12 protein-coding genes are annotated in these 14,740 nt (G+C 65.9%); 7 read left to right on the top strand and 5 right to left on the bottom strand.

What is annotated here, in order from left to right:
• Window positions 1-211 precede the first annotated feature (211 nt).
• On the top strand, window positions 212-727 hold the full coding sequence (locus P8X75_10460; protein MEJ1995617.1) for an invasion associated locus B family protein: 516 nt from the start codon (window positions 212-214) through the stop codon (window positions 725-727).
• Window positions 728-828: 101 nt separating this feature from the next.
• On the opposite strand, the gene recA is transcribed toward P8X75_10460, so the two are convergent.
• The 3 genes from recA to dksA form a co-directional block, all read right to left on the bottom strand.
• Window positions 829-1,926 (bottom strand): recombinase RecA, encoded by a 1,098-nt coding sequence (gene recA, locus P8X75_10455; GenBank protein MEJ1995616.1) that lies wholly within the window; start codon window positions 1,924-1,926, stop codon window positions 829-831.
• 405 nt (window positions 1,927-2,331) lie between these two features.
• Complete coding sequence (locus tag P8X75_10450; GenBank protein ID MEJ1995615.1) at window positions 2,332-3,186, bottom strand: response regulator; 855 nt, start codon at window positions 3,184-3,186, stop codon at window positions 2,332-2,334.
• A gap of 168 nt (window positions 3,187-3,354) precedes the next feature.
• Entirely contained in the window at window positions 3,355-3,774 is a 420-nt protein-coding gene (dksA, locus tag P8X75_10445) for an RNA polymerase-binding protein DksA (GenBank protein MEJ1995614.1), read from the bottom strand.
• A gap of 303 nt (window positions 3,775-4,077) precedes the next feature.
• Here dksA and P8X75_10440 point away from each other — a divergent pair, with 303 nt between their 5' ends.
• Both P8X75_10440 and P8X75_10435 read left to right on the top strand, forming a co-directional pair.
• Window positions 4,078-4,824 carry a response regulator transcription factor gene (locus P8X75_10440; GenBank protein ID MEJ1995613.1) on the top strand — a complete coding sequence of 249 codons (747 nt, stop codon included), beginning with the start codon at window positions 4,078-4,080 and terminating at the stop codon, window positions 4,822-4,824.
• A 217-nt stretch (window positions 4,825-5,041) separates the two neighbouring features.
• Entirely contained in the window at window positions 5,042-6,754 is a 1,713-nt protein-coding gene (locus P8X75_10435) for an iron ABC transporter permease (protein ID MEJ1995612.1), read from the top strand.
• Between the two features lie 132 nt (window positions 6,755-6,886).
• On the opposite strand, the gene P8X75_10430 is transcribed toward P8X75_10435, so the two are convergent.
• Together P8X75_10430 and P8X75_10425 are read right to left on the bottom strand one after the other, a co-directional pair.
• Window positions 6,887-7,942: a Fe(3+) ABC transporter substrate-binding protein gene (locus tag P8X75_10430; GenBank protein MEJ1995611.1), complete on the bottom strand. Its 1,056-nt coding sequence runs from the start codon at window positions 7,940-7,942 to the stop codon at window positions 6,887-6,889.
• Window positions 7,943-8,203: 261 nt separating this feature from the next.
• A complete protein-coding gene (locus P8X75_10425) occupies window positions 8,204-8,818 on the bottom strand; it encodes a histidine phosphotransferase family protein (protein ID MEJ1995610.1) in 615 nt (204 codons plus the stop codon).
• Between the two features lie 128 nt (window positions 8,819-8,946).
• Between P8X75_10425 and P8X75_10420 the strand changes: the two genes are divergently transcribed.
• From P8X75_10420 to P8X75_10405, 4 genes are all read left to right on the top strand, one after another.
• Complete coding sequence (locus P8X75_10420) at window positions 8,947-9,120, top strand: DUF3553 domain-containing protein (protein ID MEJ1995609.1); 174 nt, start codon at window positions 8,947-8,949, stop codon at window positions 9,118-9,120.
• 23 nt (window positions 9,121-9,143) lie between these two features.
• Complete coding sequence (locus tag P8X75_10415; protein MEJ1995608.1) at window positions 9,144-10,859, top strand: NAD(P)H-dependent oxidoreductase subunit E; 1,716 nt, start codon at window positions 9,144-9,146, stop codon at window positions 10,857-10,859.
• A gap of 6 nt (window positions 10,860-10,865) precedes the next feature.
• Window positions 10,866-13,637 (top strand): formate dehydrogenase subunit alpha, encoded by a 2,772-nt coding sequence (gene fdhF, locus P8X75_10410; GenBank protein ID MEJ1995607.1) that lies wholly within the window; start codon window positions 10,866-10,868, stop codon window positions 13,635-13,637.
• A gap of 73 nt (window positions 13,638-13,710) precedes the next feature.
• Window positions 13,711-14,739 carry an ankyrin repeat domain-containing protein gene (locus tag P8X75_10405; protein ID MEJ1995606.1) on the top strand — a complete coding sequence of 343 codons (1,029 nt, stop codon included), beginning with the start codon at window positions 13,711-13,713 and terminating at the stop codon, window positions 14,737-14,739.
• Window position 14,740: the final 1 nt, after the last annotated feature.

The following is a 14,740-nucleotide window of genomic DNA, read 5'->3' as shown; positions in this document are numbered from 1 at the left end:
GCCTTGGCCCGCGGCCCTGTCCAGCGGGCACAGCGCAGCCTACTGGGCGGCCAACCAGTCCGGCGGACAGCCCGCTGCAAGAATCGCCACTGGAAATACCGCGGCTCAGGCGTTAAGACTGGCCGCGAGCATCGAAGTCTCCCGCGATAGTAGCGGGGACGGCACAAGACGCAACGAGGCAGAAACCCCCGTGTTTGCTACGACATCGAAATTGAAGATCAAGGCTGCGGCGCTGTTCGCCGCCGCCATCATGGCGCTGGCCCCGCAGGTCAGCATGGCGGCGCCGGGCATGGAGTTGAACGGCAAGACCTTCAACGACTGGACCATGCGCTGCAACGAGGCCACCAACCCGGACACCCAGGCGCAGGTCGTGATCTGCCGCGCCGTGCAGCAGGTCAAGAACCAGGAAGGTCAGGCGGTCATCGCCGTGGAGGTGGGGATCAACCCGCAGAACGGCGACGTCTTCGGCGGCATCATCGCCCCGCTGGGCGTCATTCTGACCGCCGGCATCTCCGTCGACGTGGACGGCAACGCCATGGGCGCGATCCCCTACGTCCAGTGCACTCAGCAAGGATGCGCCGGGCGCTTCGTGCTGTCGGCCGAGCAGTTCGCCTCCTGGAAGGCCGGCGCGCGCGCCAACATCAAGGTGGTGCGCGGCGACGGCCAGCCGGTGACCCTGCCGCTGTCGCTCTCCGGCTTCACCGCCGCCACGGACGCGCTGCGCTAAGCGCCAAGCCGCCGCCAGAGCAAGCAAAAGGCGCCGCCTTCTCTCTCGGGAAGGCGGCGCCTTATTTGTTGGACTAGGAACGAAGAGGAACCTGACGAACCTTAGTCTTCCGCGCCCGCGGCCGCGTCGCCCTCGTCGTCTTCCGAAGGAGGCGCTTCCGGTCCTTCGAGCATGGCCGAGGCGACGACACCGGCATTCTCCCGGATCCGGTTCTCGATGGAGCGCGCCATATCGGGGTTTTCCCTCAAGAACTGCTTGGCGTTCTCGCGACCCTGACCGATGCGCTGTCCGTCACAGGAGAACCAGGCGCCGGACTTCTCCACGATGCCCGCCTGCACGCCGAGATCGACCAGTTCGCCGGTCTTGGAGACGCCCTCGCCGTACATGATGTCGAACTCGACGGTCCTGAAAGGCGGCGCCACCTTGTTCTTGACCACTTTGACGCGGGTCTGGTTTCCGACCACGTCGCCCTTGTCCTTGATGGAGCCGATACGCCGGATATCCAGACGCACGGAGGAATAGAACTTGAGCGCGTTGCCGCCGGTCGTGGTCTCCGGGCTGCCGAACATCACGCCGATCTTCATGCGGATCTGGTTGATGAAAACCACCAGCGTGTTGGAACGGGCGATGGAGGAAGTCAACTTGCGCAGGGCCTGACTCATCAGGCGCGCCTGAAGACCGGGGAGCTGGTCGCCCATCTCGCCTTCAAGCTCCGCCCGGGGCACCAGGGCCGCCACCGAGTCCACCACCAGCACGTCGATCGCGCCGGAGCGCACCAGCGTATCGGCGATCTCGAGAGCCTGCTCCCCCGCGTCGGGCTGGGAGATCAGCAGGTCGTCGATGTTCACGCCCAGCTTGCCGGCGTAGGAGGGATCGAGCGCATGCTCGGCGTCGATGAAGGCGCAGGTGCCGCCGGCCTTCTGCGCTTCCGCGACGACGTGAAGGGCGAGCGTGGTCTTGCCCGAACTTTCCGGCCCGTAGATTTCCACGACCCTGCCGCGCGGCAGTCCGCCGATGCCCAGAGCGATGTCCAGGCTGAGCGACCCGGTCGAGACCGACTCGATCTCCACCGCGTCGCGCTGACCAAGGCGCATGACCGACCCTTTTCCGAAGGCGCGGTCGATCTGCGACAGCGCAGCTTCCAGGGCTTTTTCCTTATTCACGGCTCCTCCTTCAACGAGGCTCAAGCTGGTTTTCATGGGTCGAGGTCTCCTTATCCCATAAGGCCGTTACGCTTCGCAATCTCGACGCAATGTGCCCGGTTTGTTCTCATTTCGCAAGCAAAAACGCGAATGGAAGGAGAACATCAAGGGGCCTGGGAAGGCGTTCCGGTCTTCGTCGAGGAGGATTTCCTCCACCCCTGCTCCAGCCTTTGCCCGGCAATCCAGGGGTTTGCGCCGAGTCGCCCTGCCTTCCGGAAGATCGCCAATCCGAGCTGCGCGTTTGTAGCCCCATGGAGAGGGAGGCCCGGTCTTGGCGGTCGCCATCGCCCGCGGCCCGCTGTTCCGGGCGCAGCGGTTCCGGGCGCAGCCGTTCCGGGCGCGGGAAGAACCTGGGTCTTGAGCCGTTCGTCTGGAAACCGGCGGGCCGTCGTCGAGCGTCGGTCAGGCGGCTTCCATGTGTCCGCGCACGAAGCTCAGGAACTCGTTGGTGTTGAAGGGCTTGGGCAGGAAGCCCACCGCACCGCTCTTCACCAGGTCGAACGCCTGACGGTCGTCGCAGTAGCCCGAGATCAAAAGCGCGCGGAGCCTGGGGTGGAGAAGCCGCACCCGCTGGATCAGGCTGGCGCCGTCGAGCACCGGCATCGAGAGATCCGTGATCAGAAGATCGAAGCGGCTCGGCGACTTGGCGAAAACCTGCCAGGCCTCCTCACCGGTCGCGCAGGCCGTCACTTCGTAGCCGTTCTTGCGCAAGGTCAGGGCCACGATGCGCCGGACCGAGGCGTCGTCCTCGGCCAGGAGAACGCGGGTCGGTCGCACCGCGAGATCGGCATCGACCTCGCCCACTCCATTCGCATCGCCCGCCAGCTTCTCGTCGCCCGAGGGCAGCGGTGGCTCCGAGGTGACGGGCGTGGTCAGGAGGGCCTCGTCGCTGACCGAGGTGAGCCGTCGCAGGATCGAGGCGGCCCGCTGCGCCTCGCCCCGGATCGTGGCGATTTCGGCATGGGCGCTGGGCGTTCCCTCGAACCGCTGCCGCAGCGCCTCTGCGTTGCCGAGGATCGAGGTGATCAGGTTGTTGAAGTCATGCGAAATGTCGTTGGCGAGCCGGGTCAGGGCATCCCCCTTGTCCCGGGCCATGTTCGGGGCCGCCTCCTTGGCCGCCTTGGCGTCTTCTTGAGTGCAGTCGACAGCTCCGCGATCCTGGGAGACGGGATTGGCGGTCAGCTGGTTCTGGCTGCGGTCGTCTTTCGGAGCCTGCTCGGCGCCGGATTCCTGGGAGAGGTCTGGTCTCTTCGTCATCGTCTGGGTTCCCTGTAAGTCGAAGGTGGGACGACGCTTACGAGAATCGCAGCCAAAGATTGAAGTCTGGTAAATGCCTCGAGCGGGCAAACTCTTTTAATGAAAAAGTTCGCGCCGCCCTCCGGTTGGAAGGCGGCGCGGAAAAGTGCGCAGCATTTGAATGCGAGATCAGTCGTCGCGCTGCGTGCGCTCCATGCGCTCATGGCGCTCCTGCGCTTCGATCGAGAGCGTTGCGATCGGCCGGGCCTCTAGACGGCGCAGGCTGATCGGCTCGTCGGTTTCCTCGCAGTAGCCGTAGGTGCCATCCTCGATCCGCTGCAACGCCATGTCGATCTTGGCGATCAACTTACGCTCCCGGTCGCGGGTGCGCAGCTCTAGCGAGCGATCGGTCTCCAGGGAGGCGCGATCGGCGATGTCGGGTTCCGCCAGGCTTTCCGACTGAAGGTGTTGAAGAGTTTCAGAGGACTCCCGCAGCAGTTCCTCCCGCCAAGCCAGAAGCTTGCCGCGGAAGTACTCCCGCATCTTGGGGTTCATGAACTCCTCCTTCTCCGTCGGACGGTAGTTAGAACGGGTCTTCACAGAGGACATTGCGATTCCCTAGCTCCAGAGAAGGCCAATAACGAAGTCGCGGCGGAGTATATGCAAAACGCTTCGAAGCTCAAGCACTCTGATTGCCGGTTAATCACTTGTTAAGCAATTGGCAATAATCATTAGGGAGATGAGGGTGCAGGCTGGCGCAGTCTGCCTTTTCCGCGACTCGTAACGCGTGTGGATTGCTTCGAGTTTGAATCGAAAAAAGCGCAATATCCCTCTGTTAAAAAAAGACTTTTAATTCGATAAGATACATTTTAATATATTAACCAATCTGAAGAGTTGGGGGCGAGAGCGACGATGAGAGTACTTCTGGTAGAGGACGATTCCGCCACGGCGCGCAGCATCGAGATGATGCTCCGCTCCGAAGGTTACGTCTGCGATTCAACCGATCTCGGCGAGGACGGCTTCGAAATCGCCAAGATCTACGACTACGACGTCATCATTCTGGACCTGATGCTGCCCGATATGGACGGCTATGACGTCCTGCGGCGGTTGCGCGACGCGAAGGTCGGCACACCAATTCTGGTCCTGTCGGGGCTTTCCGGCCTGGACGAGAAGGTCAAGTGCCTGGGCTTCGGGGCCGACGACTACCTGACCAAACCCTTCCACAAGCTGGAACTGGTGGCCCGGCTTCAGGCCATAGTCCGCCGCACGCGCGGGCATTCCGACGCCGTCATCCGGACCGGCCGGCTCGAGGTCAATCTTGAGAACAAGATGGCCGAGGTCGAGGGCAAGCCGGTCAAGCTGACCGGCAAGGAATACGCCATCCTCGAACTGCTCTCCCTGCGCAAGGGCTCGACCCTGACCAAGGAGAACTTCCTGAACCACCTCTATGGCGGCATGGACGAGCCGGATCTGAAGATCATCGACGTCTTCGTCTGCAAGCTGCGCAAGAAGCTGTCCGAGGCGACCGGCGGCGATACCTACATCGAGACCGTCTGGGGCCGCGGCTATCGTCTGCGCGACCCGGATCCCGCCGGCGAGACCCTCGAGGAGGGCGAAGCCGAGACGCAAGCCGAGACCAAGAAAGCGGTCAACGCCTAAGACACGGCTGAAACCGGCCTATCCAAGTTCTAGAAGCGACCCCGACGACAAGGGCGGCTCCAGCGGAAAGCGGAGCCGCCCTTTTCGCTGGCCCGGATTTTCGCTGGCCCGGAATTTCGCTGGCCCGGACTTTTACCGACGCGCACTTGCGATTCGTTCTCATTAGGCGCAAAGTCGCGCCTCCAAATCGGATCGAACCATAAGGGCTTCCAAAGGCTTGGCCAGCATCGACGAGACTCCTTCCCTCCCCGCCTCCGGTAGTGGCGGAGGTTTCTCCTCCCGCGGACGGGGCGCCCGCTGGCTGTCCTTTTCGGCGATCCTGATCGCCGCGCTCTTCCTGATTCCCACGCTGTCGGTTCTTCTCACCGTCTTTCAGCCCGGCAGCGGCACCTGGGGCCATCTCGCGGACACGGTCCTGCCGACCTATATCGCCAATACCCTCTGGCTGGCGCTGGGGGTCGGCGCCGGGGTTCTGCTGATGGGCGTCTCCTCGGCCTGGCTGGTGACCATGTGCCGCTTTCCCGGCCGCCCGATCTTCGAGTGGGCCATGGTCCTGCCGCTGGCGGTGCCCGCCTACGTCATGGCCTATACCTACACCGACTTCCTGCAGTATTCCGGCCCGCTGCAGAGCATGATCCGGGACCTCACCGGCTGGTCTGCGCAAGACTACTGGTTTCCGAACATCCGCTCCTTGAGCGGCGCGGTCATGCTGCTCTCCCTGGTGCTCTATCCTTACGTCTACATCATGGCGCGCAGCGCCTTCATGGAGCAGTCGATCTGCGCGCTGGAGGTCAGCCGCACGCTGGGCTGCACGGCCTGGAGCAGCTTTTTCAGGGTCGCCCTGCCGCTGGCCCGGCCCTCTCTGGTCGCGGGCCTGTCGCTGGCGCTGATGGAGACCCTGGCGGATTTCGGCACGGTCTCCTATTTCGGGGTTCAGACCTTCACCACGGGGATCGTGCGCGCCTGGTTCTCCATGGGCGATCGCATCGCCGCCGCGCAGCTCTCGGCAGCGCTGTTGGGCTTCGTCTTCCTATTGCTGATCGCCGAGCGCTATTCGCGCGGCGCGCGGCGCTATCATCAGGCGACCCAGCGCTATCAGGCGTTGACCCCCTACCGCTTGAGAGGATGGCGCGCCACCGGGGCGATCCTGGCCTGCGGGCTGCCGCTCCTCCTCGGATTCATCCTTCCGGCGGCTGTGCTGATCAAGATGACCGTCGAGGCGGGCGACCAGCAGTTCGGCGGCCGCTTCTTCGAGCTTGCGGGGAACTCTTTCCTGCTGGCCGGGATCACGGCGGTTCTGGCGGTGCTGCTGGCGGTCGTGATCGCCTACGCCTTGAGGCTGGCGCCGCTGGGCGTCACGCGCCTGGCGGCGCGGCTCGCGGCCATGGGCTACGCCATTCCCGGCACGGTGATCGCGGTCGGCGTGCTGATCCCCTTCGCGCGTTTCGACAACTGGCTGGACGGTCTGATGCGCGACAGCTTCGGGGTCTCCACCGGCCTGCTTCTCACCGGCACCATGGCGGCCTTGGTCTTCGCCTACCTGGTGCGTTTCCTGGCGGTCTCCCTCAACGCTGTCGAATCCAGCCTCACCAAGGTGCGGGCCAGCATGGACGATGCCGCGCGCAGTCTGGGACGCGGCCCCTTCGGCGCCCTGCGCGAGGTGCACCTGCCGATCATCCGCACCGGTCTTCTGAGCGCGGGGCTGGTCGTCTTTGTGGACGTCATGAAGGAGCTTCCGGCAACGCTGGTGATGCGCCCCTTCAACCTCGACACCCTGGCGGTCCAGGCCTACAACCTCGCCGCCGACGAGCGCCTTACCGAGGCCTCCACCTCCGCCCTGGCGATCGTCGTGGTCGGCATCCTTCCCGTCATCCTGCTCAGCCGCGCCATCGCCCGGTCGCGGCCCGGTCACGGCGGCAGCCGGGGCTAGCCTCCCCCCTTTTACGCAAACCCCAAGAAAAAACCCCGCGGAGGGGCAAAGGCCATCCGCGGGGCGAGTGTTTCGGATCCAGGTGAGGAAGGGAGAATCCGAAATCTCTGATGATTGCTGGCCGGCGGTTCGTTACTTCCAGCCAGCGCGGTCGAAGATCATCTGGGCCTTCGGCTGGTTCTCGCCATAGACCGAGACGTTGACGGGATCGATCTTGAAGTCGCCCAGCGACTGGACGGTTTCGTTCGCCTCCACGCTTTCGACCGCCGGAAACTCGTTGTTGCCGTCCGCGAAGTAGTGCTGCGCGGCGTCGCTCGCGAGGTATTCCAGGAAGGCAACGGCGTTCTCTGGGTGCGGAGCGTGAGCCGCCACGCCGGCGCCCGAGATGTTCACGTGCACGCCACGGTCCTGCTGGTTGGGCAGCACCACGCCCAGCTTCTCGGCCACCGCGCGGTCTTCGGCGTCGTCGGAGCGCAGAAGGCGGAAGTAGTAGTAGCTGTTGGCGACGGCCACGCCGCATTCCCCGGCGGCCACCGCGCGGAGCTGATCGGTATCGCCGCCCTGGGGTTCGCGCGCCATGTTCGCAACGACGCCCTCGGCCCAGTCCTGGGCCGCCGCCTCGCCGTTGGCCTCAATGATCGAGCCCATCAGCGAGAGGTTATAGATGTTGGAGGAGGAGCGGATGCAGACCTGCCCCTTCCACTGGGGCGCCGCGAGGTCCTCGTAGCGCTCCAGGCCCGAGGGATCGACATTCTCCTTGTTGTAGAAGATCAGCCGCGCGCGGGTCGAAAAGCCGAACCAATCGCCGTCGGGATGGCGCAGGTTCGCGGGGATGCGCTGGTTCAAGACCTCGGACTCGACCGGCTGAAACAGCCCTGCCTCCTCCGCGCGCCAGAGCCGTCCGGCGTCCACGGTGATCAGGATGTCGGCGGGGCTGTTCCGCCCTTCGCTCTTCAGGCGCTCGATGAGCGCATCATCCTTGCCCTCGATCCGGTTGATCTCGATGCCGGTGGCTTCGGTGAAGCCTTCGTAGAGCTGCTCGTCCGTCTGGTAGTGGCGCGCGCTATAGATGTTCAGCACCTTCTCCTGCGCCTCGGCGGCGCCGGAGAAGAGCGTCAGGCCGGCCACCGCCGCAGCCGCTAGGGACAGGGGGGTGAAGGCAAGGAATTTGCCGCGAGCGTCGAACATGATTGGAAGGACTCCTTTCCCGGTGTCTTTCAGGACTCTGCCGCCGTCCCGGCGGCAGAAGGTTGCTTGAGCTTTGCCGCCATCCCGGCGGCAGAGAGGGTCTTGACTGGTCTCACCCGCCATGTGCGAATGAGACTGATTATCACTTGCGAGCTAAGAGGTAAGGCTTCCCGAGCCGGGCGTCAACAGCTTTCGTTCAGCAAAGGCTGATTTTCAGAGATCTAGGGAGTTCCCTTGGCAAGCCTGGGGGCTGGCGCCCTATCAGGTGGCAACCGAGAAGATCACGCAGTTGTCCTGACTGTCGTCGACGCCGAGTTCCGCGCCCAGGGAGACCGAGAGGACGCGGGTGAAGACGCCCTGGATGTTCCGCGTGTTGAGCGCGCTGTCCGGCAAGTCGCGCTTAAGTCCCTCGGCGGTTTCCTCGCGCAGCCGCGCGCCCTCGCCCATGGCAAGGATCGCGATTTCATGCCCGCCCGCCCCGGTGGCCACGATCTGGACCGATAGCGACCCGCCCCGCGGCAGGGACTCATCCGCCACCAGCAACAGGTTCAAAAGCAGCTTGGTCAGGGGCGCGTCTATCGGGTCGTTGTAGCTCTCATCGGACCAGGAGATCTGAACGGCGCCCTCGGAGAAGAACTCCTCGACCTGGCGCTTCACGTCGGAGCCGCCCGGTCCGGCCCGCGCCGCGGCCGTCCCGTAGGCGAGACGGAAGTATTGCAGGGTGCGCGCCGCCGAGCGCCCGCTGTCGATGGCCAACTGACGGGCTTCATCGAAAATATCGGAACTGGGGTCGGAGAGCATGTCCAACCCGTTGTTGCAGGCGCCGACGGGATTCACCAGATCGTGGCAAATCCGGGCGCTCAGAAGCTCAGCCAACCGCACCCTGGGACCCTTTGACTTGTCGCAATGCCAAAGCCCCCTGTCGCGTGCGAGCATGTTTGCATGGCCGACGTTACCTATAGACTAACATCACGAAAAGGCCGGAGAGAGAGGTTTGCCGAAAAGTGGAGCTGGTACCGGGAACCATTGTCCGCCACCCCCAGCAACCGGACTGGGGATTGGGGCAGGTCCAATCGGCCATCGGCGACCGCATCACGGTGAACTTCGAGAACGCCGGGAAGGTGCTGATCGACCGCCGCCGCATAGAGTTGGAGGTGGTGGATGCCGAAGACTATTAACGGGATGAGAAGAGATTAAAGCCATGCCCATGGACGACGCCATCAGCGCACGCGGCATCGACCGCAGCATTCCCCCCGGTTCCGGGCGCCGCTTTCAACCAGGCTTTCCGAAGGGCCGCCAGTTGGAGGAGGCCGCCGAGGCCGAGGTGACGAAGCTGCTGGAGGGCGAACAGCCCCTGCGGCGCGACCGGCTGATCGAATACCTCCACCTGATCCAGGACGCCGTCGGCCATCTGCCGGCGGGCCATCTGCAGGCGCTGTCCCAGGCTCTCTCCATCCCCATGGCCGAGGTCTACGAGGTCGCCTCCTTCTACGCCCACTTCGATATCGTGCTGGACGGCGAGACGCCGCCGCCCGCCGTCACGGTCCGCGTCTGCGATTCCATCACCTGCGAGATGATGGGCTCGGAGAAGCTGCTGGCCGAACTGCCCGAGCGTCTGGGCGCCGATGTGCGGGTGCTCCGCGCCCCCTGCATGGGCCGCTGCCACTGCGCGCCCGCCGCCGAGGTCGGGCACAACCATGTCGATTCCGCCACTGTCGAGAGCATCGCCGAGACGATCGCCGGGCAGCACTTCCACCCCGAGATCCCGGCCTACAAGGACCTCGACGCCTATGTCGCGGAGGGCGGCTACCAGTTGCTGCGCGCCTGCCTGTCGGGCGAGCGCGACGCCGAGGAGGTCATCAAGACCCTTTCGGACTCCAACCTGCGCGGCCTGGGCGGCGCGGGCTTCCCGGCCGGGCGCAAGTGGGGCATCGTCCGCCAGCAGCCCGGACCGCGCCTCCTGACCGTCAACGGCGACGAGGGCGAGCCCGGCACCTTCAAGGACCGCCACTATCTGGAGCGCGACCCGCACCGCTTCCTGGAGGGCACGCTGATCGCCGCCTGGGCGGTCGGCTGCGAGGCGGGCTACGTCTACATGCGCGACGAGTACCCCGCCGTCCTGGAGATTCTGCGCCGGGAGATGGCGCGCCTCGCCGAGGAGGGCCTGACCGCCCACTGCCCGCTGGAACTGCGGCGCGGCGCCGGGGCCTACATCTGCGGCGAGGAGTCGGCGATGCTCGAGTCCATCGAGGGCAAGCGCGGCCTGCCCCGCCACCGCCCGCCCTACATCGCCCAGGTCGGCCTCTTCGGCCGTCCGACCCTGAACCACAACGTCGAGACGCTGCACTGGGTGCGCGACATCCTGGAGAACGGCGCCTCCTGGTTCGCCGACGAGGGGATGAACGGCCGCAAGGGCCTGCGTTCCTTCTCGGTTTCGGGCCGCGTCAAGGAGCCGGGCGTGAAGCTGGCCCCCGCCGGCATCACCATGAAACAGCTGATCGAGGACTACTGCGGCGGCATGGAAGAAGGCCACAGCTTCAAGGCCTACCTCCCCGGCGGCGCATCGGGCGGCATCCTGCCCGCCTCCCTGGGCGACGTGCCGCTCGACTTCGACACGCTTCAGGAACACGGCTGCTTCATCGGCTCCGCAGCCATCGTGGTGCTCTCGGACAAGGACTCGATCCGCGCCGCCGTCCTGAACCTCATGCGCTTCTTCGAGGACGAGTCCTGCGGTCAGTGCACCCCCTGCCGCGTCGGCACGGAAAAGGCCGTCGCGCTGCTGAAAGAGGCCGAATGGGACCAGCCCCTGCTTCAGGAGCTGTCGAAGCTGATGATCGACGCCTCCATCTGCGGCCTCGGGCAGGCCGCGCCCAACCCCCTGCTCTGCGCTCTCAAATACTTCCCAGAGGAGCTCTGATCACCCATGGCCGAGACCAAGATCACTTTCGAGCTGAATGGCGAGACAGTCGAAGCTGCCGCGGGCGAGACCATCTGGCAGGTCGCCCAGCGCCAGGGCGTGGAGATCCCGCACCTCTGCTACCAGCCGGAACCCGGCTACCGGGCGGACGGCAACTGCCGCGCCTGCATGGTGGAGATCGAGGGCGAGCGGGTGCTCGCCGCCTCCTGCATCCGCGAGCCCGCCGAGGGCATGAAGGTCAAGACCGCCAGTGAGCGCGCCAAGAAGGCCCGCGACATGGTGTTCGAGCTGCTGGTCGCCGACCAGCCCAAGCGGGAGGTCGCGCACGACCCGGAGTCCAAGTTCTGGCACTGGGCCGCCGACATGGGCGTGACCGAAAGCCGCTTTCCGAAGGCCGAAGGATCCGTGATCGACAACAGCCACCCGGCCATGGCCGTCAATCTCGACGCCTGCATCCACTGCAATCTCTGTGTCAGGGCCTGCCGCGAAGTGCAGGTCAACGACGTGATCGGCATGGCCTACCGCGGCTCCAAGGCGCAGATCATCTTCGACTTCGATTCCGCCATGGGCGAGTCGACCTGCGTGGCCTGCGGCGAGTGCGTGCAGGCCTGCCCCACGGGCGCGCTGATGGAAGCCAACCTTCTCGACGAGACCGGCAAGCGCAGCGTCTATTCCGACAAGACCGTGGACAGCCTCTGCCCCTATTGCGGCGTCGGCTGCCAGACCACCGTCCACGTGAAGGACGACAAGGTCGTCCAGGTCGACGGGCGTAACGGCCCGGCGAACGAGAACCGGCTCTGCGTCAAGGGCCGCTTCGGCTTCGACTACATCCACAACCCCAACCGCCTGACCAAGCCGCTGATCCGCCGCGAGGACGCGCCCAAGGCCTGGGACGACAAGGTGGCCGACGGCAACCCCCTCACCCACTTCCGCGAGGCCAGCTGGGAAGAGGCGTTGGAGCGCGCGACCGCCGGCCTGAAGAAGGTCTATGAGGAGCACGGCCCCAAGGGCATCGCCGGGTTCGGCTCGGCCAAGGGCTCGAACGAAGAGGCCTATCTGTTCCAGAAGCTGATCCGCCAGGGCTTCCACACCAACAACGTCGACCACTGCACGCGGCTCTGCCATGCCTCCTCCGTCGCCGCCCTGATGGAGGGCATCGGCTCCGGCGCGGTGACCGCGCCCTTCCGCGCGGCCGAGAAGGCGGACTGCATCATCGTGATCGGCGCGCGCCCCGGACAGAACCACCCGGTCGCCGCCACCTATCTGAAGCAGGCGGCCAAGCGCGGCGCCAAGCTCTACGTGCTGGACCCGCGCAAGCATGCGCTCAGCCGCTATGCGACCGCGATGCTGCAGTTCAAGCCGGGCACCGACGTCGCGCTCTTGAACGCCATGCTGAACGTGATCGTGACGGAAGAGCTCTACGACAAGCAGTACATCCAGGCCCACACAGAGGGCTTCGAGGAACTGGCCGAGCGCGTGAAGGCCTTCCCGCCCGAGGAGATGGAGAAGGTCTGCGAGATTCCAGCAGCGGTCATCCGCGACGTGGCGCGCAGCTACGCGACCGCCCAGAACTCCATCATCTTCTGGGGCATGGGCATTTCCCAGCACACCCACGGCACCGACAACGCGCGCTGCCTGATCTCGCTGGCGCTGACCACGGGACAGGTCGGGCGGCCCGGCACGGGCCTGCATCCGCTGCGCGGTCAGAACAACGTGCAGGGCGCCTCCGACGCCGGCCTCATCCCCATGGTCTATCCGGACTACAAGGCGGTGGGCGACGAGGGCATCAAGAAGTTCTATGAGGACTTCTGGGGCACCGAGCTCGATGGAGACAAGGGCCTGACGGTGGTCGAGATCGTCGACGCCATCCTCGCGGACCAGATCAAGGGCATGTACATCCTGGGCGAAAACCCGGCCATGTCCGACCCCGACCAGAAACACGCCCGCCAGGCGCTGGCCAAGCTGGAACACCTGGTGGTGCAGGACATCTTCATGACCGAAACCGCCTGGCACGCCGACGTCATCCTACCGGCCTCGGCCCATGCCGAGAAGTGGGGCACCTTCACCAACACCAACCGTCAGGTGCAGATCGCCCGTCCCGCCGTGCCGCCGCCGGGCGACGCCCGCCAGGACTGGTGGATCACCACCGAGATCGCCAAGCGCATGGGGCTGGATTGGTCCTACGAGGGCCCCTGGGACGTCTTCGCCGAGATGAAGCAGGCCATGCCCTCGCTCAACAACATCACCTGGGAGCGGCTGGAGCGCGAAGAAGCGGTCACCTACCCCTGCGACGCCCCCGACAAGCCGGGCAACGAGATCATCTTCGGCGAGGCTTTCCCGACCAAGAGCGGGCGCGGCAAGCTGGTGCCGACGGAGCTGCTGCCGCCCGACGAGCTGCCGGACGTCGAGTTCCCCTGGGTGCTGACCACCGGGCGCCTGCTGGAACACTGGCACACCGGGGCCATGACTCGGCGCGCGGGCAACCTGGACGCTCTGGAGCCCGAGGCGGTGGCAGCGGTCAACCCGCGGGAGGTCAAGCGCATCGGCGTCGAACCCGGCGGGAAGATCAAGGTCGCCACGCGCCGCGGAGAGGTGACCATCACCCTGCGCGCCGACGGCGACGTGCCGGAGGGAATGGTCTTCATCCCCTTCTGCTTCACCGAGGCCGCAGCCAACCTGCTGACCAACCCGAAGCTCGATCCCTATGGGAAGATCCCGGAGTTCAAGTTCTGCGCGGCCAAGATCGAAGCGCTGGGCGACAAGGTGGCCGCGGAGTAGCCGCTTGGGTGACCCACGCCAGTCTCGCTGGGGCGGAGCTCTCGCGGCAGCGCTGCTGAGCCTCGCTCTCCTGATGCTTCCAGCCCCCGCGCAGGCTCAGGAAGAGCCGTCGGTCCCCACCGTCGCGCTGTTCCAGGCCGCAGCGGAGAACAATGCCGAACTCGCAGCCTTCGCCTTGGAGCGGGGCGCTGAGATCGAGGCCGAGGACCCCTCGGGCCGGCGTCCTCTGCACGTGGCGGCTGCGGCGGGCAGCGCCGAGGTGGTCCGGGTCCTGATCGACGCCGGGGCCGAGGTGGAGCCGCGCGACCGCGACTTCGAGCGCACGCCGCTGCACATCGCCGCGCAAAGCGGCAACAAGCCCGCCCTGGCCGCCCTTCTGGACGCCGGGGCGGACATCGAATCCCGCGATGGACGCGACGGCAACACAGCCCTGATCGAGGCCTCCTTCGAGCCCCTGGCCTTCCCGCTCATCCCCGAGCTTCTGGCGCGGGGCGCCCAGGTGAACGCCAGCGCGGACGACGGCATGACGCCCTTTCTGGCCGCCGCCAGCCGGGGCAACCGGCCCGCGCTGGATTTCCTGCTGGAGGCGGGGGCCGACCCGGCGGCGCGGCTGAACGACGGCTCCGGCGCCTTGCATCTGGCCGTGCAGGCGGAATCGCCGCGCACCCTCACCCGGCTCGCCGAGCTCGGGCTGGACCTGAACGCGCGCGGGCCCGAGGGCGCGACAGCGCTCGGCATCGCCGCCTATTGGGGGATTCGCTCCTCTCTGGAACGGCTCTTGGAACTGGGCGCGGACCCGGACGCGCCAGGCCGCGAGGGACGGCCGCCTCTCTTGGAAGCCGCGCGCACCGGGCAGCATGACGCCGCCCAACGCCTGATCGCGGCGGGGGCGGACGTCAACGCACCGGCCGTGGAAAGCGGGAACACCGCGCTGATGTTCGCCGCGAACCGGGGCGACTACGACATGGTTCGTCTGCTGCTGGAAGCCGGCGCCAGCACCAAGCCGGTCGCCAAGGACGGCTGGACCGCCTTTGAGGCGGCGGAGATGATCGGGGAAGATGCAATCCTCACGCTGCTGCGCGAGGCAGAGGCGAAGGAGTAAC

This window comes from Limibacillus sp. (assembly GCA_037379885.1).
Lineage (GTDB): Bacteria > Pseudomonadota > Alphaproteobacteria > Kiloniellales > CECT-8803 > JARRJC01.
This window is presented reverse-complemented; position numbering and strand designations above follow the sequence as displayed.

Coding starts and splice junctions, on each gene's coding strand:
- recA (MEJ1995616.1), bottom strand. CDS start 1,926: ATGAAAACCAGCTTGAGCCTCGTTGAAGGAGGAGCCGTGAATAAGGAA.
- P8X75_10450 (MEJ1995615.1), bottom strand. CDS start 3,186: ATGACGAAGAGACCAGACCTCTCCCAGGAATCCGGCGCCGAGCAGGCT.
- dksA (MEJ1995614.1), bottom strand. CDS start 3,774: ATGTCCTCTGTGAAGACCCGTTCTAACTACCGTCCGACGGAGAAGGAG.
- P8X75_10440 (MEJ1995613.1), top strand. CDS start 4,078: ATGAGAGTACTTCTGGTAGAGGACGATTCCGCCACGGCGCGCAGCATC.
- P8X75_10430 (MEJ1995611.1), bottom strand. CDS start 7,942: ATGTTCGACGCTCGCGGCAAATTCCTTGCCTTCACCCCCCTGTCCCTA.
- P8X75_10415 (MEJ1995608.1), top strand. CDS start 9,144: ATGCCCATGGACGACGCCATCAGCGCACGCGGCATCGACCGCAGCATT.
- fdhF (MEJ1995607.1), top strand. CDS start 10,866: ATGGCCGAGACCAAGATCACTTTCGAGCTGAATGGCGAGACAGTCGAA.
- P8X75_10405 (MEJ1995606.1), top strand. CDS start 13,711: ATGCTTCCAGCCCCCGCGCAGGCTCAGGAAGAGCCGTCGGTCCCCACC.